This is a genomic window from Mycobacterium sp. IDR2000157661 (genome assembly GCF_022317005.1).
GTDB lineage: Bacteria > Actinomycetota > Actinomycetes > Mycobacteriales > Mycobacteriaceae > Mycobacterium.
The window spans coordinates 3,797,261-3,822,326 of sequence record NZ_CP081006.1 but is presented as its reverse complement, the minus strand read 5'-3'; the positions used below and the strand labels follow the sequence as shown (position 1 = coordinate 3,822,326).

General features: G+C 65.6%; 27 protein-coding genes. 15 read left to right on the top strand and 12 right to left on the bottom strand.

Features of this window, described 5'->3' with window-relative positions; all coding sequences use genetic code 11:
* Positions 1–3: 3 nt before the first annotated feature.
* The 4 genes from K3G64_RS19635 to K3G64_RS19620 are packed head-to-tail and all read right to left on the bottom strand — an operon-like array spanning position 4 to position 4,065.
* Positions 4–261 carry an HPr family phosphocarrier protein gene (locus K3G64_RS19635; protein ID WP_238886660.1) on the bottom strand — a complete coding sequence of 86 codons (258 nt, stop codon included), beginning with the start codon at positions 259–261 and terminating at the stop codon, positions 4–6.
* A gap of 29 nt (positions 262–290) precedes the next feature.
* Positions 291–2,303 (bottom strand): PTS fructose transporter subunit IIABC, encoded by a 2,013-nt coding sequence (locus K3G64_RS19630; protein ID WP_238886658.1) that lies wholly within the window; start codon positions 2,301–2,303, stop codon positions 291–293.
* Entirely contained in the window at positions 2,300–3,301 is a 1,002-nt protein-coding gene (locus K3G64_RS19625; protein ID WP_238886656.1) for a 1-phosphofructokinase family hexose kinase, read from the bottom strand. Before K3G64_RS19625 ends, K3G64_RS19630 begins: the two co-directional genes overlap by 4 nt.
* On the bottom strand, positions 3,298–4,065 hold the full coding sequence (locus tag K3G64_RS19620; protein ID WP_238886654.1) for a DeoR/GlpR family DNA-binding transcription regulator: 768 nt from the start codon (positions 4,063–4,065) through the stop codon (positions 3,298–3,300). The genes K3G64_RS19625 and K3G64_RS19620 overlap by 4 nt, the downstream gene beginning before the upstream one ends.
* A gap of 42 nt (positions 4,066–4,107) precedes the next feature.
* On the opposite strand from K3G64_RS19620, the gene K3G64_RS19615 reads away from it, so the two are divergent.
* Positions 4,108–5,877: a putative PEP-binding protein gene (locus K3G64_RS19615; protein WP_238886652.1), complete on the top strand. Its 1,770-nt coding sequence runs from the start codon at positions 4,108–4,110 to the stop codon at positions 5,875–5,877.
* Positions 5,878–5,944: 67 nt separating this feature from the next.
* Here the strand turns inward: K3G64_RS19615 and K3G64_RS25560 are convergent, their stop codons facing one another.
* Positions 5,945–6,076 carry a hypothetical protein gene (locus K3G64_RS25560; RefSeq protein WP_255727798.1) on the bottom strand — a complete coding sequence of 44 codons (132 nt, stop codon included), beginning with the start codon at positions 6,074–6,076 and terminating at the stop codon, positions 5,945–5,947.
* A gap of 188 nt (positions 6,077–6,264) precedes the next feature.
* Here K3G64_RS25560 and K3G64_RS19610 point away from each other — a divergent pair, with 188 nt between their 5' ends.
* The 4 genes from K3G64_RS19610 (at position 6,265) to K3G64_RS19595 (ending at position 8,285) form a co-directional block, all read left to right on the top strand.
* Positions 6,265–6,405 (top strand): hypothetical protein, encoded by a 141-nt coding sequence (locus K3G64_RS19610; protein WP_238886650.1) that lies wholly within the window; start codon positions 6,265–6,267, stop codon positions 6,403–6,405.
* An 83-nt stretch (positions 6,406–6,488) separates the two neighbouring features.
* On the top strand, positions 6,489–6,800 hold the full coding sequence (locus tag K3G64_RS19605) for a DUF4333 domain-containing protein (RefSeq protein ID WP_238886648.1): 312 nt from the start codon (positions 6,489–6,491) through the stop codon (positions 6,798–6,800).
* Positions 6,801–6,837: 37 nt separating this feature from the next.
* Positions 6,838–7,764 (top strand): lytic transglycosylase domain-containing protein, encoded by a 927-nt coding sequence (locus K3G64_RS19600; RefSeq protein ID WP_238886646.1) that lies wholly within the window; start codon positions 6,838–6,840, stop codon positions 7,762–7,764.
* Positions 7,765–7,778: 14 nt separating this feature from the next.
* Entirely contained in the window at positions 7,779–8,285 is a 507-nt protein-coding gene (locus tag K3G64_RS19595) for a hypothetical protein (protein ID WP_238886644.1), read from the top strand.
* An 11-nt stretch (positions 8,286–8,296) separates the two neighbouring features.
* On the opposite strand, the gene K3G64_RS19590 is transcribed toward K3G64_RS19595, so the two are convergent.
* Positions 8,297–8,890, bottom strand: coding sequence for an FKBP-type peptidyl-prolyl cis-trans isomerase (locus K3G64_RS19590; RefSeq protein ID WP_238950834.1), 594 nt, complete (start codon positions 8,888–8,890; stop codon positions 8,297–8,299).
* 195 nt (positions 8,891–9,085) lie between these two features.
* Between K3G64_RS19590 and K3G64_RS19585 the strand changes: the two genes are divergently transcribed.
* The 4 genes from K3G64_RS19585 to K3G64_RS19570 all read left to right on the top strand — a co-directional run bounded on the left by K3G64_RS19585 (position 9,086) and on the right by K3G64_RS19570 (position 10,874).
* Positions 9,086–9,967, top strand: a complete 882-nt coding sequence (locus tag K3G64_RS19585) for a 1-acyl-sn-glycerol-3-phosphate acyltransferase (RefSeq protein WP_238886642.1) — start codon at positions 9,086–9,088, stop codon at positions 9,965–9,967.
* Between the two features lie 49 nt (positions 9,968–10,016).
* Positions 10,017–10,223 carry a type II toxin-antitoxin system Phd/YefM family antitoxin gene (locus K3G64_RS19580; protein WP_238886641.1) on the top strand — a complete coding sequence of 69 codons (207 nt, stop codon included), beginning with the start codon at positions 10,017–10,019 and terminating at the stop codon, positions 10,221–10,223.
* Between the two features lie 116 nt (positions 10,224–10,339).
* Positions 10,340–10,573, top strand: coding sequence for a hypothetical protein (locus tag K3G64_RS19575; protein ID WP_238886640.1), 234 nt, complete (start codon positions 10,340–10,342; stop codon positions 10,571–10,573).
* On the top strand, positions 10,563–10,874 hold the full coding sequence (locus K3G64_RS19570; RefSeq protein ID WP_238886639.1) for a type II toxin-antitoxin system PemK/MazF family toxin: 312 nt from the start codon (positions 10,563–10,565) through the stop codon (positions 10,872–10,874). Before K3G64_RS19575 ends, K3G64_RS19570 begins: the two co-directional genes overlap by 11 nt.
* A gap of 1,045 nt (positions 10,875–11,919) precedes the next feature.
* Here the strand turns inward: K3G64_RS19570 and K3G64_RS19565 are convergent.
* The 4 genes from K3G64_RS19565 to K3G64_RS19550 are packed head-to-tail and all read right to left on the bottom strand — an operon-like array spanning position 11,920 to position 16,543.
* Entirely contained in the window at positions 11,920–12,675 is a 756-nt protein-coding gene (locus K3G64_RS19565) for a TatD family hydrolase (RefSeq protein ID WP_238886638.1), read from the bottom strand.
* A complete protein-coding gene (locus tag K3G64_RS19560; protein ID WP_238886637.1) occupies positions 12,672–13,949 on the bottom strand; it encodes a queuosine biosynthesis protein queC in 1,278 nt (425 codons plus the stop codon). Before K3G64_RS19560 ends, K3G64_RS19565 begins: the two co-directional genes overlap by 4 nt.
* Entirely contained in the window at positions 13,946–14,818 is an 873-nt protein-coding gene (locus K3G64_RS19555) for a hypothetical protein (RefSeq protein WP_238886636.1), read from the bottom strand. Before K3G64_RS19555 ends, K3G64_RS19560 begins: the two co-directional genes overlap by 4 nt.
* Positions 14,819–16,543, bottom strand: coding sequence for a KAP family P-loop NTPase fold protein (locus K3G64_RS19550; RefSeq protein WP_238886635.1), 1,725 nt, complete (start codon positions 16,541–16,543; stop codon positions 14,819–14,821). It abuts the gene before it with no gap.
* Between the two features lie 621 nt (positions 16,544–17,164).
* On the opposite strand from K3G64_RS19550, the gene K3G64_RS19545 reads away from it, so the two are divergent.
* Positions 17,165–18,046: a type II toxin-antitoxin system death-on-curing family toxin gene (locus tag K3G64_RS19545; RefSeq protein WP_238886634.1), complete on the top strand. Its 882-nt coding sequence runs from the start codon at positions 17,165–17,167 to the stop codon at positions 18,044–18,046.
* A 315-nt stretch (positions 18,047–18,361) separates the two neighbouring features.
* Here the strand turns inward: K3G64_RS19545 and K3G64_RS19540 are convergent, their stop codons facing one another.
* Positions 18,362–19,012 carry an 8-oxoguanine DNA glycosylase OGG fold protein gene (locus K3G64_RS19540; protein WP_238886633.1) on the bottom strand — a complete coding sequence of 217 codons (651 nt, stop codon included), beginning with the start codon at positions 19,010–19,012 and terminating at the stop codon, positions 18,362–18,364.
* Between the two features lie 5 nt (positions 19,013–19,017).
* Positions 19,018–19,659 (bottom strand): uracil-DNA glycosylase family protein, encoded by a 642-nt coding sequence (locus K3G64_RS19535; RefSeq protein WP_238886632.1) that lies wholly within the window; start codon positions 19,657–19,659, stop codon positions 19,018–19,020.
* A gap of 305 nt (positions 19,660–19,964) precedes the next feature.
* Here K3G64_RS19535 and K3G64_RS19530 point away from each other — a divergent pair, with 305 nt between their 5' ends.
* The 5 genes from K3G64_RS19530 (at position 19,965) to K3G64_RS19510 (ending at position 25,056) form a co-directional block, all read left to right on the top strand.
* Complete coding sequence (locus K3G64_RS19530) at positions 19,965–20,726, top strand: TnsA-like heteromeric transposase endonuclease subunit (RefSeq protein WP_238886631.1); 762 nt, start codon at positions 19,965–19,967, stop codon at positions 20,724–20,726.
* A complete protein-coding gene (locus K3G64_RS19525; RefSeq protein ID WP_238886630.1) occupies positions 20,723–22,789 on the top strand; it encodes a Mu transposase C-terminal domain-containing protein in 2,067 nt (688 codons plus the stop codon). Before K3G64_RS19530 ends, K3G64_RS19525 begins: the two co-directional genes overlap by 4 nt.
* Before the next feature lie 7 nt (positions 22,790–22,796).
* Positions 22,797–23,828, top strand: coding sequence for an ATP-binding protein (locus tag K3G64_RS19520; protein WP_238886629.1), 1,032 nt, complete (start codon positions 22,797–22,799; stop codon positions 23,826–23,828).
* 563 nt (positions 23,829–24,391) lie between these two features.
* A complete protein-coding gene (locus K3G64_RS19515; protein WP_238886628.1) occupies positions 24,392–24,745 on the top strand; it encodes a hypothetical protein in 354 nt (117 codons plus the stop codon).
* Positions 24,742–25,056 (top strand): hypothetical protein, encoded by a 315-nt coding sequence (locus K3G64_RS19510; RefSeq protein ID WP_238886627.1) that lies wholly within the window; start codon positions 24,742–24,744, stop codon positions 25,054–25,056. The genes K3G64_RS19515 and K3G64_RS19510 overlap by 4 nt, the downstream gene beginning before the upstream one ends.
* Positions 25,057–25,066 lie beyond the last annotated feature (10 nt).

Genomic DNA, 25,066 nt, shown 5'->3' with positions numbered 1-25,066 from the left:
GGCTCAGGCGTCGAGGTCCTGCTCGACCAGGTCGGCGACGGTGGCCAGCGCAGCCTCGTCATCGGAGGCGACGGTGACCTGGGCGCCGTTTCCGGCCCCGAGCGTCATGATCATCAGCGCCGACCCGGCGTCGACGGGTTCGCCGCCGTCCATCGCCAGCGTGACGGGAACGCCGGCGTTGACCACCGCTTCGGCGATGATCGCGGCGGGCCGGGCGTGCAGACCGATGGCTGAACCGACGGTGACGGTCTTGGTGGGCATAGTGGTGTTCTCCTTGGTGGTTGACGGGATCATGCGGTGGCCGGCGCAGGCTGCCGGTCTGCGGTGACGCCGGGTCGGGCGAACTGCTTGGCGATGACGACGGCGACGGTGCCCGCGACGGTGCCTGCCGCCAGGGCGACCAGGAACCAGAGCAGGTGGCCGATCGCGAAGAACACGAAGATCCCGCCGTGCGGGGCCTTGAGCGTCACGTCGAAGGCCATGATCAGCGCACCCGTGACGGCGCCGCCGAACATCATCGAGGGAATGACGCGGAACGGGTCGGCCGCGGCGAACGGGATGGCGCCTTCGGTGATGAAGGACAGTCCGAGCAGCACTGCCGCACGGCCGTTCTCGCGCTCGGGTTCGCTGAACAGCCTGGGCCGCACGAACGTGGCGACGGCCATCGCCAGGGGCGGCACCATGCCCGCAGCCATCACCGCGGCCATGATGCGCAGCGACGCGGGGTCGACGACGTTGAGGCCGGCGGTGGCGAATGCGTAGGCCGCCTTGTTCACCGGGCCACCCAGGTCGAAGCACATCATCAGGCCGAGGATGATGCCGAGGACGATGACCGAACTTCCCGACAGGCCGCCGAGCCAGTCGGTCAGCCCTGAGGTTACGGCGGCCAGCGGACGACCCAGCAGGACGAACATCAGCACACCCACGATGAGGGATGCGAACAGCGGGATGATGACCACGGGCATCAAGCCACGGGCCCAGTGCGCCACCTTGATCCGGCTGATCCACAGCGCCGCGAACCCGGCGATCAGCCCGCCGACGATGCCGCCGATGAAGCCGCCTCCGACGACCGAGGCGATGTAGCCGGCGACGAAACCGGGAGCGATGCCGGGCCGGTCGGCGATGGCGAAGGCGATGTAGCCGGCGAGCGCGGGCACGAGGAAGAAGAAAGCCAGGCTGCCGATCGTGAACAGCACCGCACCGAGGTACTGGGTGAGGCCGCCCGGTGGCAGATCGGTCAGCGAGTTCGTCGTCGCAATGATGCGGCCGAGCGAGTCCGTCTGTCCCTCAGGGGTGTTGGCGATGTCATAGCCGGCGATCAGGAAGCCGAGAGCGATGAGCAGACCGCCTGCGGCGACGAACGGGATCATGTAGCTGACGCCGGTGAGCAGGATCTGGCGGGTCCTGGTGCCCCAGCCGACGCCACCCGTCGAGGTGGCGGCGGCCGCGGACGGGGCGGCACCGTCACCCTCGACCCGCTTGGCGGCGGGATCGGTCGCCGCGCCGAGCGCTTCGGCCACCATCGCGTCCGGTTCGTTGATGGCCCGCTTGACGCCGGAGGCCACGACGGGCTTGCCTGCGAACCGCTGCCGGTCCTTCACGCCTACGTCGGTGGCGAAGATGACCGCATCGGCGGCGGCGATGACGTCACGCGACAACGGCGTGCTGCCCGACGAGCCTTGGGTCTCGACGTGCAGCGTCACACCGGCCGCCTTCGCCGCCGCGGCCAGGGAGTCGGCGGCCATGTAGGTGTGGGCGATGCCGGTGGGGCAGGCGGTGATCGCGACCAGCGTCCGCTGCTGGGCGGCGGCCGGTTCGCCAGGTGCGGATCGGGTGGCTTCGGGATTGACGACGTCGTCGACGAGCGCCACCACCTCGGCCGGGGTGGTGGCCGCCCGCAGGGACCCGACGAAGTCCTTGCGCACCAACGCCCGCGCCAGGCTGGACAGCAACTTCATGTGCTCGGCGCCACCGGCCTCAGGGGCGGCGATCAGGAACACCAGGTCGGCAGGCCCGTCGGGAGCGCCGAAATCGACGCCGGGTCGCAGCCTGGCGAATGCGATCGACGCCGTGTCGACGTGGGGGGAGCGGCAGTGCGGGATGGCGATGCCGCCGGGCAGGCCGGTGGCTGACTGTGCTTCGCGCGCCATCGCCGCGGCGGTCAACCCGTCGGCGTCTCCGGTGCGGCCCGCGTCGGCGAGCCGGTTGACCAGGCGCGCGATCACCGCCTCCTTGTCGCCGCCTGCGTCGACGTCGAGAAGCACCAGGTTGGTGTTGATGATCGATTGGGTTGAGCTCGTCATGGTGACTCTTTCGTTGATGGTGACGGCTGGGTCGGTGCAGGGGCGATGGTGGTGACGCGGACGGCGTCGAGGTCGATCTGGGCCGGGGTGGGCAGTGCCGAGCCCGGCAGTGCGGCGGCGGCGCTGCCGTAGGCGACGGCCATGCGCAGGCGCCGCGGCGGTTCGGCACCGCCGGCATGCGCGCGCAGGTAGCCCGCGAGGGCCGCGTCGCCGGCGCCGACGGTGCTGCGGGGAACTATCGGCGGCGGGCTCGCCAGCCAGCTGCCGGTGCCGTCGACCAGTACCGCGCCCGCGGGTCCCAGGGTGGCCAGCACCGCGCCGACGCCGCGCTCGACGAGTTGACGCGCCGCCGAGACGACCGGGCCCGGATCTCCATCGGCCGCAGCTTTTTCCAACACGTCGGCGGATTCACCGACCAGCCCCGCCAGTTCCTCGGCGTTCGGCTTGAGCAGATCGGGTGCGGCATGGTCGATCTCGTCGGCCACCGCGGACAACGGCCCCTCCGACGTGTCGATCGCCACGCGACAGTCGCGGTCGGCGAGCAGGGCCACCACCTCGGCGTACCACCGCTGCGGAACGCCGGGCGGCAACGACCCCGACAGCACCACCCACGACGCCTGTGCGGCGGCGCCGACGACGGCTTCGGTAAACAGCGCGAGCGTGGCGCCGTCCAGGGTGGCACCCGGTTCGTTGAGTTTCGTGGTCGTGCCGTCGGCCTCGGTCACGGCGGTGTTGGTGCGAACCGGTTCGGCGACCGGCACGCAGCGATACGGCACGCCCGCTCGCGTCAGCGCCACGACGAGCGGGTCGATGGCGGCGGCCGGAAGCAGAGCGACGGCGTCGAGGCCCGCAAGGGTGAGGGCTCGAGCGACGTTGACGCCCTTGCCGCCCGGTTCGGTCGTGACCGACTGCACGCGGTGCACCGCGCCGCGCGTCAAGGCCGAGCCCAGCATCAGGGTGCGGTCGATGCTGGGGTTGGGCGTAACGGTCAGGATCATGCGATCACGACCTCGACGCCACGGCTGATCAGGTCGGCGCGGTCCTCGTCGCTGATCTCACTGTCGGTGATTAGGGTGTCGACGCTGCTCAGCGGCGCGAAGCTGACGAACTCTTCGCGTCCCATCTTCGTCGAATCCGCGGCGACCACAACGTAATTGGCACTCTGGACCATTGCCCGCTTCACGGCGGCCTCATCGCTGTCGGGGGTGGACAGCCCATGGCGCATGCTGATCGCGTTCGTGCCGATGAACGCGACGTCCACTCGCAGCGTGTCGAGGACCCGCAGCGCCTGCTCGCCGACGGCGGCCTGGGTCAGTCCACGCACCCGCCCACCAAGCAGCTGCAGGCTCACCGAGGGCGTGCTCGCCAGGCGCGCGGCGATCGGCACGGCATTGGTGACCACCACCAGCTCCCGATCCGCGGGCAGGTGTGCCGCGATGCGCGCGGTGGTGGTGCCGGCGTCGAGCAACACGCTGCCACCGCTGACGGGGAGGAACTCGACCGCGGCGGCGGCAATGGCGTCCTTGTGGTCGGCACGAGCGGTTTCGCGTTCGCTGACGCCCGCTTCGACCAGGTGCAGCGCTCGGGCCGGAACCGCACCGCCGTGCACCCGGCGAACCAGCCCGGCCCTGTCGAGCACCGCGAGGTCGCGGCGGACGGTCTCGGTGGTCACGTCATATGTCTCGGCGAGCTCGGTGACCGATGCGCGGCCCTTCGACAGCACGAGCGAGGTGATCGCCTGCTGTCGTTCCTCGGCGTACATGAGCCTCCATCGATGTGGGATTAGATCCGCTGCGAATTGGTTATGATTGGTTTTACTCCTGTTTGTGTTGACTTGTCAATGATTTCTTGTAGCCTGGTTCACATGACCACGTCTTCGCCACCTACCTCACGTCCCGCCGAGGCGCTGCCGGCGGGCACCGTTCTGCGCGGAGTGCCCGTGGTCGCAGGTGCCCGGTACGGCCCGGTCATCCGGCCAGGGCGCCTGCCGGTACCCGACGAGCCCGCGCCGGTCGAGGTCGCCGCCGCCGACCGGCCCGCTGAGGCTGCGCGGTTCGTCGCCGCCGCCAGGGCCGTCGCGGACCGGTTGCGTGACCGAGCGGCCCACGCCACCGGCGCCGCGTCAGAAGTGTTGGCGGCGACGGCGACGCTGGCACAGGACCGCGCCTGGCTCGGCGCCGCGGAGAAGCGGATCGCGGCCGGCGCTCCGGCGGTCCGCGCGGTCGACGAGGCGGTGGCCCAGTTCGTCGAGATGTTCACCCAGATCGGCGGGTTGATGGCCGAGCGAGTCACCGACCTGCGCGACATCCGCGACCGCGTCGTCGCCGAACTGTCCGGGCTGCCCGAGCCGGGTGTTCCGTTGCCGGTGACGCCGTCGATCCTGTGCGCCGAGGATCTGGCCCCGGCAGACACAGCGGGTCTCGACCCGGCGCTGGTCGTCGCGCTGGCGACCTCGATGGGCGGGCCCACCAGCCACACCGCGATCATCGCGCGTCAACTGGGCATTCCGTGTGTCGTCGCGGTCGACCGATTGGACGCGGTCGAGGCCGGCACTCACGTGCTGGTCGACGGCACGGCCGGCACGGTGACGGTTTCGCCGGACGCCGGAGCCGCAGTGGCAATCGTCGACGCCGCCCGGCGCGACGCCCAGCGGGCCGCCCAGTGGCGTGGCCCGGGCGCCACCGCCGACGGGCACGCCGTAGCGGTCTACGCCAACGTCCAGGACGGTGCGGCCGCACGGGCGGCCGCCCAGACGCCCGCAGAGGGCGTCGGGCTGTTCCGTACCGAACTGTGCTTCCTCAATCGCGACACCGAGCCCACGGTCGACGAACAGGCCACCATCTATGCCGAGGTGCTCGAAGCGTTCTCGGGCCGCAGAGTGGTGGTGCGCACCCTGGACGCAGGGTCGGACAAACCGCTGAAGTTCGCCGGTCACCCGGACGAGGCCAATCCCGCGCTCGGCGTCCGCGGCATCCGAATCGCCCAGTTGGACGCCGGTCTGCTCGACCGGCAGCTGGCGGCCGTCGCGGCCGCGGGCGCCCGCGCGGGAAACCCGCCGTGGGTCATGGCCCCGATGATCGCGACGGTCGACGAGGCCGAACGGTTTGCCGCTCAAGTCCGGTCACACGGACTCACCCCAGGCGTGATGATCGAGGTGCCCGCGGCCGCGGTGCTGGCCGACCGCATCCTCGCGCACGTCGACTTCTTGTCGATCGGCACCAACGACCTCGCGCAGTACACGATGGCCGCAGACCGCATGTCGGCCGAGCTGGCGACGCTCACCGATCCGTGGCAGCCGGCAGTGCTGGCGTTGGTGGCCATGGCTGCGCGTGCGGGCACCGCGGCGGGCAAGCCGGTGGGGGTCTGCGGGGAGGCCGCGGCCGATCCACAGTTGGCCGCTGTGCTGACCGGTTTCGGTGTGACGTCGCTGTCCGCCGCGGCAACCGCGATCGGGGGAGTCGGCGCCAGACTCGCGACGGTGACGCTGCAGCAGTGCCGCGACGCGGCCCAGGCTGCGCTGGGCGCCGCGACCGCTGCCGACGCCCGCGCGGCCGCACTGGCGATCCTGTCCTGATCCTGTTCGGTGTACTCAGGTCGTGTCGCTGCCGCGCACCCTGCATGAATAGTGCTGTGGCGGTACGTTACTCAGCGGTCGTCGGCTCGTCGTCGTCGGCTGAGGGCAGTCCTTCCGGAGGCGGCGTCGAGTAAGCCGGGCTCGCGGGCTGGGCTTCGGCAGCGTCGTCGTCGTTGCCCGGCTGTTGTGGTGTGCTCATCTCGTCTCCTTCGGATTCGTGGTTCTGATACCCGAAACCACCCGTCGGTAACGACGTCCAAACGGACCGGCCTCAGGGACTTTCGGCCCTAAGCACCGTGACAATTGCCCTTACGAAGAACGTCAAGTATCCGCCTACCGTCGATCCAGGCTGATCTTGAAGTCCGGCAACGACGTGAGGAGCGGACAATGAGCATTGAAACCACCCTTCGCATGGTGATGATCGGTTTGGTCGTGTTCGTCATCGTCGTCAGCTTTGCGCTGGACGAGAACAGCTACGGCGGCCGCCGCCGCGCAGGCCCCGATGGTGGGCCCGAGGCCACGAACTGACCCCAGCGCCCTCGGCCGCTCCGCTATGTTCAGCAGGTAGAGATCGCCTCGCGACGTGAGTGCCGGCAAGGGGAGGGATCGACATGGTGACGGGCCAGCTGATTCGGATGGCGCTGGTGTCCAGCGCCGCCGCCGTGATGGTCGGTTGTTCGAGCGGAACGCCGACCGTCGACAGAGAAGACCTGGCGGGTGAGATCAACAAGCGCCTCGAGCAGCAGGTCGGCCGCGCACCGGATTCGGTGACCTGCCCACAGAACCTCAGAGGTGAGGTCGGCAACACCGAGCGGTGTGAGCTGAAGGACGGCGACGACACCTACGGCGTGACGGTGACGGTGACGAAGGTCGAGGGCACCGACGTCAGCTTCGATTTCAAGGTCGATGATCGACCGCAGTAAATTCCGTCGCCGCCGGACTTCAACGTGTAGGTCCCCTATGCCGGTGCTCGCTCTGGTGCTGGTGGGCGCATTGGGCGCCTGCTCGCAGCCGATCGAACCGTCTCCGCCGTCGAATCCACCATCGTCCAGCGTCGAGGCCACCGCCACGCCGACCGCCGGCGTTCCGGCCCCCTCCGAGCAGGCGCCTGCCCAACCGCGGCTGGCGTCGGATCCCGTCCGGATGGCCGACGACCTGGTGGCCGATGAACGGACGCTGCGCGCTGAGTCGGAGCCCGAAGCGGTACTGGTGGCGGCGGCGCGTCGTCAGCAGCGGGCCTACCGGGTTCTCGCGCGCCACCCGGATTGGGACGCGGTGGTCCGACCTCGCGTCCCTGCCCAGCTTCTCGACGCATTCGACCGCAACATCAACGCGCGTCGACAGCTGGCCCGGGTGAACGGGGGACAGCCACCGGACACGATGCCGGCCTGGCGGATCGTTGAGCCGGCGCCCTCGGACGAACTGCTCGGCTACTACCGCAAGGCTCAGGATGCGACCGGCGTGGGATGGAGCTTCCTGGCCGCGATCAACCTCATCGAGACCGGCTTCGGGCGCGTCGCCGGAACCAGCACCGCCGGTGCCCAGGGTCCGATGCAGTTCCTGCCGTCCACCTTCGCCGCCTACGGCGGGGGCGGCGACATCAACTCGCCGCACGACAGCATCATGGCGGCAGGCAGGCATCTCGCGGCGAACGGCTTCGGCCACGCGCCGGAACGAGCGCTCTTCCGGTACAACAACTCCGACCGGTACGTGGAGGCGGTCACCGACTACGCGACGGTGATGGCGGCCGACCCAGCGGCGTTCGCCGCGTATCACCGGTGGGACATCTATTACTTGACGACGGCAGGCGACATCGTCCTTCCCTTGGGTTACGCCGAGACCACGCGAATACCCGTGCAGGACTATCTGGCGCATCACCCGCAGTGACACCGGTTGATGCCATGGCGTCGGGGATCGGTTCCTCAGACTGCGAGCGCATCGTGGACGCCGCGCTGGCCCAGCCGGTGTTGGCGCTGACGAGCGTGGCCTACGTCGCTGCGGGATTGATAGCGGTGATCTGGGCCGCGCGGTTGCGGGCGCCGCTGTCCCTGGCCGCCGGGGTGGCGTTGGTGGCGGTCGGCGCGGGAAGCATCGTCTACCACGGGCCTCAGCCGTCGTGGGCGGGACCGGTCCACGATTGGCCGATCGTGCTGTTGGGCCTGCTGTGTGTCCTCGGCGTGGTCCGCAGCGGGATGCGGCGCGACTGGTCGGGCTGGCTGATGCCGGCAACGATCTTCGGGGTCGGTCTCGTCGCGTATGTTGCCGGCCGCTCCGGATCGCCGCTCTGCCGACCCGACAGCCTGTGGCAGTTCCACGGCGCCTGGCACGTCCTGTCCGCCGTGGCCGCCTTGGCTGCCGCGGTGGTGATGGCCCGCGGTGATGATGGCCCAGGACGCGATGAGACCTGAGCGCCGTCGGCTCAGTTCGCGGCGTCGAGGATCTTGATGGCGAAGACGAGGGAGTCGCCCGGCTGAATGCCGGCGGCGGGCTGACCCTCCGGGTAACCGTCGGCAGGCCTCATCGCGACGGCGACGGTGGAGCCGACCTTCTGTCCGGCAATGGCCTTCTGGAACCCGGGCACGACCCCGCCGAGCGGGAAGTCGACCGGCGCCCCTCGGTCGTAGGTGCTGTCGAATACGCTGCCGTCCCGGCCGTTGACACCCATGTAGCACACCAGCACCGTCGCGTTGTCCGCGACGACGGGTCCGTCACCGGGTTGCAGCGTCTGCACCTGGGTTTCGGTGACGCTGAAGGGTGCCTGCACGTCGATCTGCGGCGCAGCCTTGTCCGTCGGTCCGGTGACCGCGACGCTGCCCGTCGCTCCCGACAACGTCCAGTCGGGGGCGCTGCCCTCCGCAGGGGCCGCCATGGGGCACGGCGCATCCTCGGGAGGCGTCTGCGTCAACGAGGGCGGTGTGAAGACGTCGGTGGTGGGCGACGTGGTGGTGGTGGGCGACGTGGTGGTGGTGGCCGACTGAGTATCCGTGTCCGAACCACATCCGGCGAGCACCATGGCAAGCGACGCCGCGCCGACTGCGACGAGCGACACAGGAGAGAAGTTCACGGCCGCCACGGTACCGCTGAGGCCGCGGTCGCTGCCGGTAGCCCGTCGACTATCGGAGAGACACATGAGGCGACGCGCCCCCTTGCGACGCTGTTCCCGTGCATAATCGTCTCGCCTGCGCGCGCTGACCGGGAGGTGTTCACCTTGACGGACACGGAGCACCACGATGCGCGAAAGGGTCTGGAGGCCTTCACCGACAGTCTGATGGCAGCGCTGGAGGAGATCGCCGAGAGCCTGCCCGACCGCGGCGCGCTGGCGGACGAGGTCGTCTTCCGCGCGATGTCGGCGATCTCGGCCGGTGCCGTCGAATTCGTGCGTCGATACCACCGTCTCGACATCGACGCAGCGGTGCGGTCGCTGCCGGAGCCGGTGTTGTTCGTCGCGAATCACGGCTTCGGCGGTGTGGTCGATCTCAATGTCTTCGCCGTCCGTGCCACGTTGGCGGAGTTGAATCTCGACCGTCCGGTGACGGTGTTGACACATCAACTGGCGTGGACGTTGCGCGTCGGCCGCCTGTTGGAGCCGCTCGGCGCGCGTCCGGCGAGCCGGGACAGCGCTGTCGAGGCGTTCGACGCAGGACATCACGTTCTTGTCTTTCCGGGCGGGGACAAAGACGCCGGCAAGACTTTCGAGGATCGCAATCGGGTGATCTTCGACGGCCGCAGTGGTTTCGCCAAGCTCGCCATCGACCGCCAGGTGCCGATCGTGCCAGTGGTGACGGCGGGGGCGGGTGAGTCACTGTTGGTGTTGTCCAGCGGAGAGCGTCTCGCGCGGGCGTTGCGGCTCGACAAGTTGTTCCGTGTCAAGGCGCTGCCGGTGAGCGTCTCGCTGCCGTGGGGACTGAACGTCGGCGCAGTGGGATTGCTGCCGTACATCCCGCTACCCACCAAACTCGTGACACGGGTCCTGCCGCCGATGACCCCTGGCCGCGGTGAGAGTGCCGAGGCATTCGGATCCCGCGTCGAGGCAGATATGCAGAGCGCATTGACCGATCTCACCGAGGGCCGGTGGCCACTACTGGGTTGAGCATGATCGCGTGCCCCTCGAGTTACTACGGTCGCGCTGCGTTCGTAGCATGAGTGACGTTGCCTCTCGTGAACTGCGCAATGAGACCGCGTCGGTCTTGCGGCGCGCCGCGGCCGGCGAGGACATCACGATCACCGTGAACGGCAAGCCGGTGGCGCTGCTGACCGCCGTGCCGCAGCGCTCGCATCGCTGGCTGGGTCGCGACGAGTTGCTGCGGAGAGTGAGGAAGACGCAGGCGGATCCGACTGCGGGCTGACCTCCCAGGTGCGTACCCGTAACCCGCCTTGGACGATCCCGCCGTAGGCGCCGCTCTGCGGAACGATGCTGTTGCCGATCCGGTGACTGTCTTACGAACTGTCGTACAATGTCGCTATGGCTGACACGATCACCTTCCGGCCGGACGAGGACACATCAAAGGCGCTGGAGGTCTTGACTAAAGATGGCACGGCTGTGTCCGCAGCCGTTCGGTCTGCTCTCATTGATGCTGCACGACGGAAGGCCAGCGCGACGATTCGCGCCGAGGCGGAAAGGCTTGCTGAGGACGAGTCCGATCGCGCTGAGGCCATGCAGGTGCTGCGCGATATGGAGACTCTGCGTGCGTGGTGAGGTATTCCAGTTGCATGCCCCGCGGGGGAGTCGCGGTCACGAGCAGGCGGGTTCCCGCTACGCCGTAGTCATCCAGTCAGATCAGCTGCCTCTTTCGACCTGGCTAGTCGCGCCAACGTCTACGTCGGCTCGTGCCGCCAGCTTTCGTCCCGAGGTTGATATCGGCGGCGTCAACACCCGGGTGCTTGCCGAGCAAGCCGCGGCAGTCGATCCGGGCCGGCTCGGCAAGAGCATCGGGTTCCTCGGCTTAGACGAGATGCGCCGCGTTGATGCGGCACTGCGAATCGTCCTCGACCTATGAGCGCTGCACGGTGGGTATCGGATGAAAACCATTGGGACGCAGCGCAGATGCGGAAGGCCTACTTGACATAATGTGGCTTATCGGCACTTCATCTACATGCTACGGCGGCGACTGACTCGCCCGAACCCGTCCGTGATGTCGTTTTGCAGTTGATCTCCGACTTTTTCACTACTGCGCCGACCGAGCGCACACGGTTTTCAGTTATTCGCCTATCGGGCTGTGCGTCTCGTGATGCTTCCGCGCTGGTCGTGTGATCGGACCTCGCGCCGAGCCCGCCAATCGAGCTCGCTGACGGCACACTTACCCCACCTGCACCACCTGGGCACCCCCACCGTTTTTCGTCACTGTGACGCATTAAGGGCGTTGGCGGGCCCCTAAGGAACCCAACTGTCGCTGCGTTGAAGTCGAATTAATCTGCCGAATCGGCTTCCCAGACAGCGTTTTCCGCGTCTGTTAGCGGTTCGTCAAAGTCTTCTGGAACATGCAAATTTGGGAGCTGTCCAAATGTTCGCACCGGCAGCCTGGACGCCGACACTGGCTCATCCGTGGCTGCCCGGATCAGTGCAGAGTCGCCGAGATCCCGACAACGTTCGGCGGCACGGCGCGCATCATCCGCCCTCATCCCTTGGAATTCGGATGGGTCTGAGAATTCATGATTCATTGCTGGCGGTTGGCTGCACATCCGCGAATCCCGAGATTGTTTCCTGTTACGTCGATGGGCCTCAGCCTAACCCTATTGTCACTGTGACGCTTCGGCTCTGCGGCGCCCCTCTCGTGGCTCCGGCCCGCTTCCTTACGGGTGGCCAGCACGTGGTGCGTTTCCAGGGAAACACGAGCGCCGCGCGTCACCGCGCCGGACGGGATGTAACAGCCCACCGGTGAAACTCACACCCGACCGGCATCAACGCTGACCGAAGCCAGATACGTCACCGTGACGGACTAACGAACGTAGCACAGGTGCCAAATAATCTGCCTTCCAACGTCTTCCGGGTTCGTTCATGGATAATCTTCGTTATCCATGAACCGGCTGCACGTGTCCGGCGGTTCACGTCGCGACGATGATGTCCGCAATGTTCTCGGGAAGCGTCTCGATGGCACCGCTGTCGACGGCAATCGTTTTCAGGTTGCGCCACAGGCGGTATCGGACGTCTTGAATGCCTTGTCCCCAGACAGTGGACAGCCGGTCTTCGAGAGTGTCGACGTGGCCAGGCCGCTGCGCTCGGACTGTCCGTGCGGGGAAGTCGGTTTCGGGAAGCAAGCGATCACGGGGGATCGCCTCGAACACGGTGTCGGGCATCGCGGCGTTAACCGAGAAATATAGGTTCATTTCGAGTGCGCGAGCCAGATCGCGAGAGGCGCCGGTGAACCAGTGCAGGATGACTCCGACATGTCGTTTGTTCTCGAGTTCATCGAGCACCGCTGACACTCGCCCCGTGCTGTGCACCGAGATCAGCACGGGTCGATCTGAGCAGGCCGTGAGAATGTCTGAAAAAACGGCTCGTCCGCTGTCGAGTGGAGTGCGGCGGTCCATACCGACTTCCCCGACGAACGCGAAGTGTGGGAGCAGCGCCCGGAAGCGGTCGGGATCGTAGGCGGCGACTGCGGCTGGAAACGCCGGATGAACTCCGATTCCCCACACAAGTTTCTTGTCGTGACGGTTTGTGACCGCGTCGGCCTCGTCGAGGTCGCGTGTAACCGCGAAGACGGCCGCATCTCCGAGTGCAGCGAGCTGGCGGTGTGTGACGTCGGGTGCGATGTGGGCGTGGCAATCGAGCGCGGGCAGCTGGTGAGATGTCGTCATGGCAGGGACAGCATGCCGAGTTCGTCGAGACCGCGCTGCACCAGGTCCTCGACGCGGTCGAGGTCGTATCCGGGTGGCCAGGTGCCCGCGTCGATCGCATCGGAGCTGACCCCGCCGGAGACTGCGTACTTGACGGCTTCGATGTCTCCCCGGCGCGCTTCGATGAGCTGTCGCCGTTGATCTTCGGCGACTTCGTCGACCACGTAGGTAGTGCCGTCGGGTACATCGGCTCTCAGGAACGTCGCTCTGCGCACCATGCAGGGAACGCACAGTCCGCAGTTGGAGGTGGGCGGCGCACCGAACCACCGGCCGTCGAGCTTGCTGCATGACAGTGTGTTGGCGGCCGCAGCCAGCCACCCGTCGGGTGGTGAGCTGTCAACGAGGGCGGCCATCACCTCGCCCTTGGTCATCCACTGGTAGGGGTTCGTGACAGCCACGTCGATGTCCAGCGCCCGCAAAATGGTCGTGAATCGGTGCATTGTCTCGGGATGTGTGGAGCGGGTGGACAACGCACCGCCACGGTTCGGCCGCAACGGAAGGTTGATGCTGGTGTATCCGTTCTCCGGCATTACGAGAGTTCGAGCGCCGCGGGCGATGGCGACAGCCACGCCCAGACTCATGAACATCAATGCGCGGCTGCGGCTCGATGCTTCGATGCGGCCTCCGGCCTGGGTCAGCGCGACGCGCGTGTAGGACGGAGGGGGGCTGAATGTTCGTGCGAGCCAGAGCCAGGTGCGTCGCTGGGCGTGCCGGACGGCCGTGGCGGAGTCCTTGTGCGCCGTCAGCGAGGGCAGACGGCCGGACTGCAGCAGATGCAATGCGCCCATGAAGGAGTCCAGTCCACCGCTCATGAGGCTGATCGGTCCGTCAAGCTCCTTGTTTGGCCAGTGGTCCGGGAGCCTGACCGCCGGTGCGGGCGTGATGGTCACGTCCCACACGTCGCCGGTGAGCCATCCGAGTAGATCGGCGACCGCGTCGAGCACCTGGTCGTTCCATGCGTCGGGATCAAGCACCGCGACCCGCAGCGCCAGGTCGCGGCTGAAGCGGACACCACGCGCAGTGTTCCGATCGGCCATGTACGCGCCCGCGGCCACATGCACCAGGTCGGCGACCCGCGCTCTGATGGCGGGCAGTGGCGCGAGACTCCAGGCGAGATCGGAAACGACCGTCGAGCTGCGGTTCTTCGGGCGGGTGGGCCAGTCGAGCACGGTGTAACCTGCGGCGGTGATCTCGGTGGCGCCCTCAGGACGGAGCAGATGGGCGCTGGAGGTCACGGTCGCCCTCGCAGCAGACGCAGGACGTCGGCCGACATCTGGCGCGCGAGTTGGTGGAGCTGCCCGGTCGACACCTGGCCGTAGCGAGCCAGGTCGAGCCCGGCGACCTTCGCCTTGACCCACTGCCGAAGGCCCTTCTCGCGCTGTCGGGATTGCGCGACCGAGGTTTCGTTGGTCAGGATCTGGTCGCGCAGTTCGATGAGGCCCAATCGGATCGACAGTTCGGCGATGAAATCCCGAACCGCCTGCACTGGGGAAACCGAGGCACCGACGTCGCCGGACACCAACGTTTTGATCTGGGCTAGTGATGCTTCGCGCATCGCCTGCTCGTCGGGGTGTCCGGCTTGGCCGATGGCGACGTCGAGGATGCGGGCGCAACGCATCCGAGGGGTGAGCGAGTCCAATTCGTCGAGGGTCAGGCCATATTCAGCGAGGGCCGCGGCGTCGCGGTCGCGGTAGGCGGCGGCCGCGCCGATCGCGGCGCCGCCGCGACCGGCTTGGGAGGTGATGCGCCGGCCCGCTGCCGAGCCGCCGCCGCGGGGTCCGATCCCGCCGCCGCTGCTTCCGCCGCCTCCGCGGCCTCCGCCGCGGCGTGCCAGCACTGACCCCAGCGCCGCGGCGGGAACCCGGCGGCGACGAGCGTCGGCGTCCTCGCTCAGGAGAGCCTGCGCGATCGCCGACACGAGCCCCTCGTACTGGGCACCGCCGTCGCCGGTGTCCGCTGCGGGCTCGGTGGACGGGTCGGCGGCGCCCTCGGTACTTCCACCGACACCCTCACCGCCTGACGCGGGACCGAGTCCACCCCATTGTTCGCGTACTCGCTTCCACGCGGCGGAATCGCTGCCGCCGTACGCGCCGCAGGTCCCCATCTAGTTATCGAGTTCCATGCGGGCCGCGTTGCGGACCATATCGTCGATACCGTCGTCGGCGGCGAGGCGACTGATGATGCCCGCGTAATCGGCCTTGAGCCGAGAGGCCCCCATCATGGGGGGCACTCCTGGTCCCAGACGGCGCAGGCCCTGGTCCGCGGCCGCGACGACGAGATCGACCAACCCCGGCGTTACGTCGGCCCATTTGATCGCCATCTCGATGAGCACGTCGATGTCGGCGAGGCCACGGGCCTGCCGAAGGGCGAATTCCATCGCGGCGCGTTGCTCGGACTCGCCGAGCTGAGTCAGTTCAACCAGCGCCGCGTCTCGTGCGGCCTGCCCCTCGCCGAGGAGCGTGCTGACCAGTCCGATGACGTTGTCGCTCAACTGCTCTGCGGTACCGACGTTGATCAGTGACGCTGCCAGGTCCAGATAACGGTCCAGGCCGACCGCCGCCAGAGGCGGTGCCGCGGCGGCCCAGTCGCGAGTCTCAGCAGCGATTCCTTCGGGCTTGTCGACGTTGGGCTCGGTACCGGCGGCCCACGTCTCCCACGCGCTGAGCAGCTCACCCCGTTGCGCGGGTGGCGTGGCGGCCAACGTCTGGAACGACGAGCGGTAGAGGTCTTCGAGTAACAGCATCTTGATCAGTACGGCGGGTTCGATGTCGACGTCGCGCGACTGCGCCGCGAGCCGGCGCACTCCGAACGCGTTGAGGAACCGCTTGATCTGACGTGGGTTGGCTAGCCGGTCCGCCGACAGCCCCTGCGCGAGTTGGGTTGCCAGCGCCAGAGTCGTCTCCGCCGGCCTCCAGTCCAGACCGCCGAGATCACCCAGCAGGGGAAGCTTGCCCTTCTTGCGGCGGGCTGAGCACTGCTCGGCGAGTGGGACGAGCGCGTCGGGGTTGTCCGCCTCGGCGGAGGCCAGCAGAAGACCGGTGTATGCCTCCGCATCGGCGGGCGCCAGTCTCGGCAACGAGATCGGTATCTGAATGATCTTTTCCAGATATCGGACGGCGAATGCGTTGCTGCGGCTCGTTTCGCCGAGGCTGACGGCGATTGATTCGCGCACCATCTCCTGGTCTGCGGCGACGACGAACACCATCTTGGGAACCGACAGGAACAGCTTGATCGCCTCCAAGGTCGCCATCACCGCCGCCGGCAGGCACCGATCCAGATCATCGACCAGCACGACGACGCGCTGCACGTAGGGCAATCCGTCGATCAGGCGGGCGAACTGGTCTTTGAATCCAGCCATCGAACGGTCATCGGTACGCCCGCGCGGTTTGAATGCCTCGACGAGCTCGTCGACGTCCCATTGCATCGTCATTGCGCCCTTGCCCAGGGTCAATCCAATACGCGCCCAGCTCAGCCGTTTGATCAGGTCCTTCACCGCGCCTGTGATAGTGCCCGTTTCGCTGAACTGAGCCGCGACCTGGTCCAGGACCTCAACGATGAGATCGCCGCGGACGTCGTCGTGGTTGTCGTACTGCCATGGGTCGGCTCGGACCACCAGGAACTCGGATCGAGGGGCCAACCGGGTTTCGAGCAGGTTGAGCACGGTGGACTTGCCGCCGCCCCAGGGGCTATGAACACCGATGGCGAGGGGATCGATGTCCGGAGTGCCGATCGCCGCGACGATCGGTGCCACGACGGAATCGAACCCGAGGAAGTCCACAAGACTCGGGTTGTCGTCCCACAACTGCAACCGCAACTCATCGGCCGTCACTGCCCGCCCCCGTGGAGTAGTCCGTGGCTCACAAGTGTGCGCGCCGTACCCGCGCCCGGCGGTCGAATTCGACGCGTGTCGGCGTCCTGATTAGATAGGTATTGTTCTCGGACGATGCAATGTCTTCCGGCATCGGTGACACGTCGCCGCCGGTCGCACCGCCCGTACCGGGCAGCGGAACCGATTACCGGATAGCAGTCGCGCAGATCGCCGCACTACAGCCTTCCTTTGGGTGGATGGGCGGAACTCGCAGGCTGCCCGTACGGCTCGAAGGGACCGCGCTGCCGCGTTTCCTTGTGCACCGGATCGGCACAAATCGTCTAGGTGGCCTCCGGCTGTGGGTCGGGCCGCATACAGCGCGGTCGTCTGAGCGTGGAGCGTCCCGGTTTGTGAGCCGGACTTGGCCGACCGCGAAGGCGGGTAATCACACAGGCATACAACCTCACCGTGCCGAATTGGATCGTATGCTGTAGGAATGGCGGAACATCGAAGCGTCCAAAGCGCGAAAGACACTGGTCAGGAGGTTGAGAAGCCCACGACCGCCAAGGTTGCCGATGACGTGTTCCGCGCCGCCTACAAAAAGGAGAAGGTCAGGTGGGCGGGGCTCTCTGAGCGACTGAAGTGACCGATTTCCACTACCTCACCCTCGACCAAATCATCGAAATCAACGCGGACCAGAGCAGCGGCACCCCGCTGGACACCCACGGCTTGGAGTCCGCGGCACAGCGACCGAGCTCTGAGTACTTTGGCGTTGAGGTGTTTCCCGACATTTGGTCGAAAGCCGCAGCCTACGTCCACAGCATTGCCGGCCCGCAGTACTTTTCGGATGGAAACAAGCGGACGGGTTGGTTCGCGGCGGTCACGTTCTTGCGGGTCAACGGATTCATCCTGCCGCAGATCGCCGACATCGAAGCTGAGACCTTCGTGCAGGCCGTAGCGCAGGACGTCTTCGACACCGGTGAGACACGCCCCGACAGCACGCTGGAAAAGGCGGCCGAATGGTTTCGTGAGCAATGGTGCAGCCGACGGTATGGCTCGTCGAGCCACCCGACCCTGGAATTTGTCGCTCTAGCAACGAATCACGGCATGCACCCTGGCGGCACGATAGACGTCGAGAATTTCGCGGGTTACACGTGGGATGCTGTCGGCGAACCGCCCTATCGTCTCCGGCTGCACGTGATCGGAAGGATCCACTGGGCCGCCGACACCAAGCGCGAAGATCACATCTTCAAAGCAACGTACGTTCCGGAAGAAGGCTGCGGGCCGATCGAGTCGTCACGGGTAGAGGTTTTAATGCCCGCCCTTTATCTGACGCCGTCGAGCGAATGGGACGACCCGCGGTCCCCTTTCCAACCTCAGCTGTTCACCATAGTGACTACTCCGCTGTTCACAACTGCCGGTAGATGCCGCATCGACATCGAACTCGACGAGCTGTACCTCGGGTCCATCCCTTTCGAGGTCCTTGTCTTGCCCACTGCTCCGGATACCGTGGAAGGCACCTAGCCGCCGGTGTCGGCTTGACAATTGGCTTGAGCTGATCAAGTTGCCGTCCGGCGACGCGTTTGACCAGCCCTCATGGATAACCGTTGTTATCCATGAAACCGACGTGGGCACTGCTGGCGACCCTCTCTGGTGGGCGGATAAATACCGTCTCGGTAGCACGGACCGTGGTCGAAGTTGCCGCGCTGTTCGATCGGCCATGGCCTACTTCTCCAGCACTGGCTTCCTCTTCTTCGGCGACACCTTCGGCAGTGTTGTCGGCCTGCGCAGCGGTACGCATCCCGATCCGACTCAAAGGGCACGGAGTCGACGCCGCGGTCAACGACGGGCCGCGACCTTTCGGCCGTGGTTGAAGTAGGCCATCTCCACAGCGTCCGCGCGCACACCCTCGGCGGCTGCGACGCGGTGTGCGTGGTCGATCCACTTCGCATAGGTTGACGGGTCCCACGGGCCGTACCGCGAGATGCCCCAACCGTCAACAGCTTTCAGTGCCACGGCCACGAACTGGTCCAGGATCAGAGCTCGTCCGGGTTGACGGTCACAGGCGTCTGCAGCATAGAGGAACTTGGTGAAGAACGACGGTCCGAGATGTTTGAGGTAGTGCTGGTGCCCCCGCAGCATCGCGGTGTAGGCCTCGACGGTGTGGCCACGCTGCAGCATATCGGCGACCGCGCGCAGGGCCTCGTCCACACGCCGCGAGTCGTTGTCCCGGAACACCCGTGCGCGGCGCCCGACAAGGAACGCCGAGCCACCGGTCCCCCAGACGTAACCAGCGAGCAGTGACGGTGGCAGACCGTGACGGGTCGCGGTGTCGAGCAGATCAGCCCTTGTGATTGTGCGGTAGCCGCGGTCGCCGGCAGGCAGCTGTTCGAGGAAGGTACCCCACCCCTCCGCGACCCTCGGAACCCACCATGTCGGCCGGAACTGGAAGCCGTGAGCGAGGACGTCATCATCGGCGGGGAATTTCACGTTGCCTATTCGGCTTCCTCGCGAGCGCCACCGAAGCTCCACCGGATGGCCGCGGCCAGATTGGACACGTACTCGTCTTCCAGTTCGTCGTCGTGCTGGCGCTGTATCCACGACGGGTGCTTCGCGTTGACGATGTACGGCACACCCTTAGGAAGCCGTCCAGTAGGAGCCTCGAAGGGCGGCACCGACACCCGCGCCCGCGGATAGAAGAACCTCAGCACGCGTTCGGCGTCCCGGCCCAGCGTGATCACCAGCCGCGGCCGGACAATCTCAAGTTCGCGGTGCAGGTACGAAGAGCAGTTGACGATCTCGTGCTGATGGGACGCGCGGTTCTTCGGCGGGTGGCAGTGCACCGCGTTGCTGATGAAGAGGTTCTTCTTCTCGCGGCCCGCGCGCTTAATGCCCTCGTCGACCAGGTCGCCACTGCCCTCGGTGAACGGAATCTGGGTTCCCATGCACTTCTCGCAGAGGCTCTGCCCGACCAGCGCCACCGGTGAGGTCAAGCAGCCGTAGCCGGGCGCCGACGCGGTGACGCCGTCGATATTCATCCCGTCGCAACGCCTACAACTTTTGATTTCGTCGTCGAGGGCGAGCTTGAGAAGCTGCCGCGAAGCGACGGTGTCGTGCTCTACGGTGTTCGAACCCACCGACGGAGTGTATTGGCCGGGGCTCGCGGCGTCGGGATCACGGGCCATTTCATCGGTCCCCGACGCAGACCTAATCGCGCCCACGGCCGAGGTGTCGGTAGACAGCCTCAAAGGCGTTGGTGGCATGATCCGGCGGTCCATGTTGCGCATACCAAGTCGGACAACAACGACACAACACAGCCGCTCAAAGAGGTCACACCCATGGTGGCGCGGTTTTCCTTCTTCGCGTGGTTGCCAATGAGAGGGTGCTCGACTAGGCGCGACCGGGCGTGTCCAGCAGGGCCATCCCGGAAAGCGGCCATACGATGAACAACGTGCCCCCTCACGGGCGCGCGGCGGCGCAGATTCGTAACGGCGAGCTGATTGACTACCGGCCCGCTGAAGGCGAACTTGTCGCTCAAATTCCGGTCGATGAGCTGTGGTCAGTGCCGCTGGAGAAATGTGCACCTGTCCGCAAAGCGCCGTCGTACAAGGGCCAGAAGAACTTCACGGGCGAGTGGTGGTGCCTCACCACCCAATCGCACCTTCCCTTCGAATCGTGGGTCGAACGCGATTTCCTGATTGCTGCTGACTTCGACCCGCAGATCGTTGGAATATCAGTACAGCCCCTCACCTTTCGCTTCCCGTCGGCCGCAGGCAGGCAGCGTGAGCACACTCCCGACGTTTTTCTCCGGACGAGATCCGGCGACGGCGTACTTGTAGATGTTCGGCCGAACCGACTCGTCGATGATGATTCACGCGAGGCGTTCGAGGCAGCCGCTGAGCTATGCAGACAGGTTGGCTGGTCTTTCTGCCGGGCGGCGGAGCAGCCTCCGATCCGAGCCGCAAATCTCCGCTGGCTTGCTGGCTATCGGAACCAACGAAACCGAAGGCAAGACTTCGCTACCGAACTCACCGCACACCTGGCTTGCAAGGCGATGACAATTAGCAAGGCGGCCACCGCGGTCGGTGAGCCTCTTCTGGTCCTACCGACTCTGTATCACCTTCTATGGACGCACGAGATCGACGTTGATATCGAGTCGGCACCGATCGATGAACGTACTCTCGTCCGGTTGGCCAAACGATGAATGCTGAACCCGTCAAGATCATCATCGGCGATTTCTGTCGGTATGACGGCAGGCTCTGCGAGCTGGTAGCGATCGACGGACTGGTGGCGAAGCTACGGCGTGAGGACGGTCAGCTCGCCGCTGTGAAGATTGCGGACCTGTTCGCGGACAGTTCATTCGACGTCTTCTCCCCTAGTGTTCGTCGCCGCCCGATTCCGCCAGACTACTTTTCTACGCTGCCGAATCAGGTCCAAGAGCGTGTGCTGTGGCTCGAGCATCACATCTCCGAAGTAGTCGACGGCACACCGATCGGCTCTCCCCCACAAACAGAGCCGCGAAATGGGTACGACGTCCGAGCGACATCACTTGGGCAGCGCGAGCGCAACAAGTGCCTCGAACTCGAAGCTGCTGGAACGCCATTGGGACTGAAATACCTTCAGGAACTCCGCCGGCGCTACGAAAGGTCCGGTGTCGCCGGGCTCATCGACGGCCGTCTTCATCGCCGACGCTCGCCAACCCGACGCGTCGATGATCGATACGTGGGCGTGCTCTTGGAGGTCCTGAACGAGAACGAACTGCAATCGACCCGGACCGAAATCGCCTTGAAATGGCATGTGGACCGGCGAGTGGTCGAGAGGTTCAACAACCAAGTGAAACTCCCCTCCCACACCACTTTCCATCGACTGATGAAGCAACTCCCCCAGGCGCGCCACGCGACCGGATCCGCTCGAACCCGGCAGACGAGGAACCATCAGCCGGAAGGCATGTTCAGCAAGGTCGTCGCAAGCCGTCCAGGTGAGTGGATGCAAATCGACACGACACCCTTCGATGTGGGGATCCGACTCGACGACTCCGTGAAGGGCCGAGTGGAGTTGACCGGACTCGTTGACGCTGCGACGCGGACCATCGTCGCGGCAGTGCTGCGACCAACAACGAAGGCAGTGGACGCATCACTACTTCTCGCCAAATCGATGACACCGGAACCGATGCGCCCCGGCTGGGTCGATGCCGTCCGGATGTCGAACTCCGTCCTTCCCTACCACGCCATGCGGTCTGTCGACGACAGGCTCGACCACGCTGCTGCCCGCCCCATCATCATTCCCGAGAACATCGTCTACGACAGCGGTGCGGTGTACCTCTCGACCACTTTCCGTTCCGCATGCAGATCGTTCGGGATCAGCATGCAGCCCGCTCATAAGGACGAGCCCACCGACAAGCCAATCATCGAACGCACCCTTGGATCGGTTAAAACCCTTTTCGCACAATACGTCACCGGCTACCTCGGGTCCTCGGTCGAGAACCGAGGTAAGCACGCAGAACAGAATGCCGTCTTCTCCCTGCAAGAGCTTCAGGACCTGCTAGACGAATGGATCGTCGTCGCTTGGCAGAACCGACCCCACGACGGACTACGCGACCCGCTGAATCCGCAACGGAAGCTGACGCCGAACGAGAAGTACGCATCGATGCTCGCCGTCAGCGGCTATATCCCGGCGCCCCTGAGTTCCGACCAGTACGTCGCCCTGCTCCCCAGCCTGTACCGAACGGTGACGGCCGCGGGCATCACCATCGACTACCGGGTATACGACAGCGACGCCCTGGATCCGGCGCGCGGCGAAATCTCGGGGGTGCCAGGCAAGGGTGTTCAGTGGCAGGTTCACTACGACCCGTACGACGTCAGCCGCGTCTGGGTCCACAACCACCACGGCGAGGGCTACCTGATGGCCCACTGGACACAGCTACAGACCGCACCACAACCGTTCGGATCGGCATTGTGGGAGCATGCACGCCAACTCGAAACAAGTCGAGGCGAGCGACGAACGTCCCAAGAGGCGATCACCGCAGCAGTCGAGGATCTTCTGGGACGCGCGTCCGTCGCGCCTGAGTCTCCACGTCGGCGTCGCAGGACTGCGAAGGACCGCCGTGTTGTCGCGCGTACGCGGGCTGCAGCGGAGTTGCCACCGACTGTCCCCCCGACAGAAGAACCGCCTGGGCCTTTCCTGCCCTCAGATGAAGACATCGACGATATCGCTGATGTCATTCCACTCCCTGTATTCGACGCCGAGAAAGAGTCCAACACATGGTGATTCGAAGATGACAGTTGATGATCAGTGCGCCGAACCTGACCTCGACCCACGCCAGCTGCCGTCAGTCACGCTTGATGGCTGGCGTAGATTCGTCGACGCGAAACCAGCAATGTTTGACTTGCTCAATCACGACACCTACAGCACGCTCACCGGCGCGGAGAAGCTCGCCTTCGATGACCGCCGAATGGCCTATCACTCGGAGTTGGTCATCATCGAGACCTCTACGGTCCGCCACATCACCCGCCAAGGACGCCTGCTGACCCTGCTCAATCAACGCGAATGCGGCGCTCGGCGGTCCATGATCGTGTCAGGGCCTTGGGCCAGTGGGAAGACCACCACCATCAAGCTGCTCGGGAAGATCCACGAGCAGAACGTACGTCGCCGGTATCCCGGCCAGGATCGCATACCTGTTGTCTACATCACGACGCCGCCGAAAGGGTCCCCTCGCAAGCTCGCATCGGAGTTCGCCAACTTCCTCGGGCTGCCGACGCGTCAACGCCACAACACAACCGACATCGCAGACGCCGTGTGCCATGTGCTCACCGAAGCCCGCACAGAACTCGTCATCGTCGACGAGATACACAACCTCAACCTTGCCAGCGCCGCCGGCGAGGACATGTCCGACCATTTGAAGTACTTCAGCGAGCACATGCCGGCCACTTTCGTCTACGCGGGCATCAACGTGGAGCGTTCCGGCCTGTTCACCGGAGTCCGCGGCCGACAGATTTCGGGGCGCTCGGTCCTCATAAAGACAGGCAACTTTCCATTCAACGATGAATGGAAATCCCTTGTCGCGTCGATGGAATCAGCACTGCGCCTCTACAAGCACAGGGACGGGACGCTGACGCGCAACTCCAAGTACCTGCATCAAAGAACGGGTGGGTCGATCAGCAGCCTGAGCCACCTTATTCGCGTAGCCGCGATCACGGCAATCCTCAGCGGAGAAGATGCGGTCAGCCGGGAGTCGCTCGACGCAGCCATCATCGACCATGCGGCAGAGTCCGCAACCAGTCACCCAAGCGCGCCGAAAGCCGGCTAGGCCGATTCATGCAGACGTTTACGATGAGCAGTCGCAATCAGACACTTCCGCGCCCCGTGAAGCCGCTCCCCAACGAGGTACTTGCCGAATATCTCGCTCGCCTAGCGAAAGCGAACGGCATCAGTAGGTCTCGCCTCGAAGCGCTGCTGACCCGCCGTGGACCAACGATGCGGGCTGCTTTGTGCAAGAGCGTGTCGATGAGTGACCGCGCTGTAGCCTTCGCATTGCCTGAATTACGGGTCCCTGCCGATTGGACAATCTACCCGCAGCTGCACCGGCACGAAGTTGAGTCCATTGGCCCCGGCTGTCCACACTGCGCGTCGAGGCATGGAGAACGAATCACATTCCCACAAATCTGGTCCACACACGACCACGTGTTCTGCGGCGTACATAGTTTGTGGCTCAACGGAACTGCGTTCCGTGTGGACGCTACGCGGCCGGTCACGAAAGTCATAGGTGCTTCACGTGCGGACATACTGCTTGCACACCGACGTCACCAAAGGCTTATTCACAGCCATGGCCGGGCGTCGATTCGTCAAGCGATCTCCGATGCCTACGAGGTAGTGGAGCACTGGAACTACTGGCAGCCGTTGGAAGCCGTCAGCTTCCGCTTGGCCGAGCTTGAACCCGACGAGACCCAGCGGGGTCCCGGCACCGCTTGTCGCAACGCAGCCATGTACCCGGAGATCGTGCGCCTAGCAACTGCGCTGTCCGACCCTGCCTGGAAGTCTCGACTGCTTGCGGAGAGCAGAGCTGAGCGTGGCAAATCCCTGCTCGACCTGTTCGAGCTCGTAATCGACGGCCATGTGCCGTACCGCGCCGCGGATCCCCTCTACGAGTGGAGGCTTCGTCAGCTGGCCGCGCTGGATACCGATAGCCGAACGGATGCAACCAAAGGAGACGGAGGACCACGATGACGACCAATGATTGTGTGCCGGCGCTGCCGTCGGGCGCAGCGGGTTGCACTGAATGGGAGTTGGATGGTGATGAGCTGTACAGGATTGTTTACACCGACGAGCAGCGCGTGGACGGCTGCGAACATGGGGTGCATCTGTCTGCTCTCCAGTATCCGGATGGGACGCTCAGCCGAGATAATCCGACAGAAATCTACGTGCATATCGCTGGTGACGGCCCCTTGTCCGGTGCACAATCCCGTGCGCTGGCTCAGATGCTGCTCGACGCCGCCGCGCAAGCTGACGGATGGGCGGCGCTGGAATCGAGTGAGTAAGTGCAAGCGG

Excerpts from the sequence above, each read along its gene's own strand:
- K3G64_RS19600 (WP_238886646.1), top strand. The coding sequence starts at position 6,838 with ATGCCGGTGCTCGCTCTGGTGCTGGTGGGCGCATTGGGCGCCTGCTCG.
- K3G64_RS19525 (WP_238886630.1), top strand. The coding sequence starts at position 20,723 with ATGAATGCTGAACCCGTCAAGATCATCATCGGCGATTTCTGTCGGTAT.
- K3G64_RS19555 (WP_238886636.1), bottom strand. The coding sequence starts at position 14,818 with ATGGGGACCTGCGGCGCGTACGGCGGCAGCGATTCCGCCGCGTGGAAG.
- K3G64_RS19635 (WP_238886660.1), bottom strand. The coding sequence starts at position 261 with ATGCCCACCAAGACCGTCACCGTCGGTTCAGCCATCGGTCTGCACGCC.
- K3G64_RS19625 (WP_238886656.1), bottom strand. The coding sequence starts at position 3,301 with ATGATCCTGACCGTTACGCCCAACCCCAGCATCGACCGCACCCTGATG.
- K3G64_RS19610 (WP_238886650.1), top strand. The coding sequence starts at position 6,265 with ATGAGCATTGAAACCACCCTTCGCATGGTGATGATCGGTTTGGTCGTG.
- K3G64_RS19580 (WP_238886641.1), top strand. The coding sequence starts at position 10,017 with ATGAGTGACGTTGCCTCTCGTGAACTGCGCAATGAGACCGCGTCGGTC.
- K3G64_RS19595 (WP_238886644.1), top strand. The coding sequence starts at position 7,779 with ATGGCGTCGGGGATCGGTTCCTCAGACTGCGAGCGCATCGTGGACGCC.
- K3G64_RS19630 (WP_238886658.1), bottom strand. The coding sequence starts at position 2,303 with ATGACGAGCTCAACCCAATCGATCATCAACACCAACCTGGTGCTTCTC.
- K3G64_RS19510 (WP_238886627.1), top strand. The coding sequence starts at position 24,742 with ATGACGACCAATGATTGTGTGCCGGCGCTGCCGTCGGGCGCAGCGGGT.
- K3G64_RS19575 (WP_238886640.1), top strand. The coding sequence starts at position 10,340 with ATGGCTGACACGATCACCTTCCGGCCGGACGAGGACACATCAAAGGCG.
- K3G64_RS19590 (WP_238950834.1), bottom strand. The coding sequence starts at position 8,890 with ATGGTGCTCGCCGGATGTGGTTCGGACACGGATACTCAGTCGGCCACC.
- K3G64_RS25560 (WP_255727798.1), bottom strand. The coding sequence starts at position 6,076 with ATGAGCACACCACAACAGCCGGGCAACGACGACGACGCTGCCGAAGCC.
- K3G64_RS19520 (WP_238886629.1), top strand. The coding sequence starts at position 22,797 with ATGACAGTTGATGATCAGTGCGCCGAACCTGACCTCGACCCACGCCAG.
- K3G64_RS19530 (WP_238886631.1), top strand. The coding sequence starts at position 19,965 with ATGAACAACGTGCCCCCTCACGGGCGCGCGGCGGCGCAGATTCGTAAC.
- K3G64_RS19615 (WP_238886652.1), top strand. The coding sequence starts at position 4,108 with ATGATTGGTTTTACTCCTGTTTGTGTTGACTTGTCAATGATTTCTTGT.
- K3G64_RS19620 (WP_238886654.1), bottom strand. The coding sequence starts at position 4,065 with ATGTACGCCGAGGAACGACAGCAGGCGATCACCTCGCTCGTGCTGTCG.
- K3G64_RS19605 (WP_238886648.1), top strand. The coding sequence starts at position 6,489 with ATGGTGACGGGCCAGCTGATTCGGATGGCGCTGGTGTCCAGCGCCGCC.
- K3G64_RS19565 (WP_238886638.1), bottom strand. The coding sequence starts at position 12,675 with ATGACGACATCTCACCAGCTGCCCGCGCTCGATTGCCACGCCCACATC.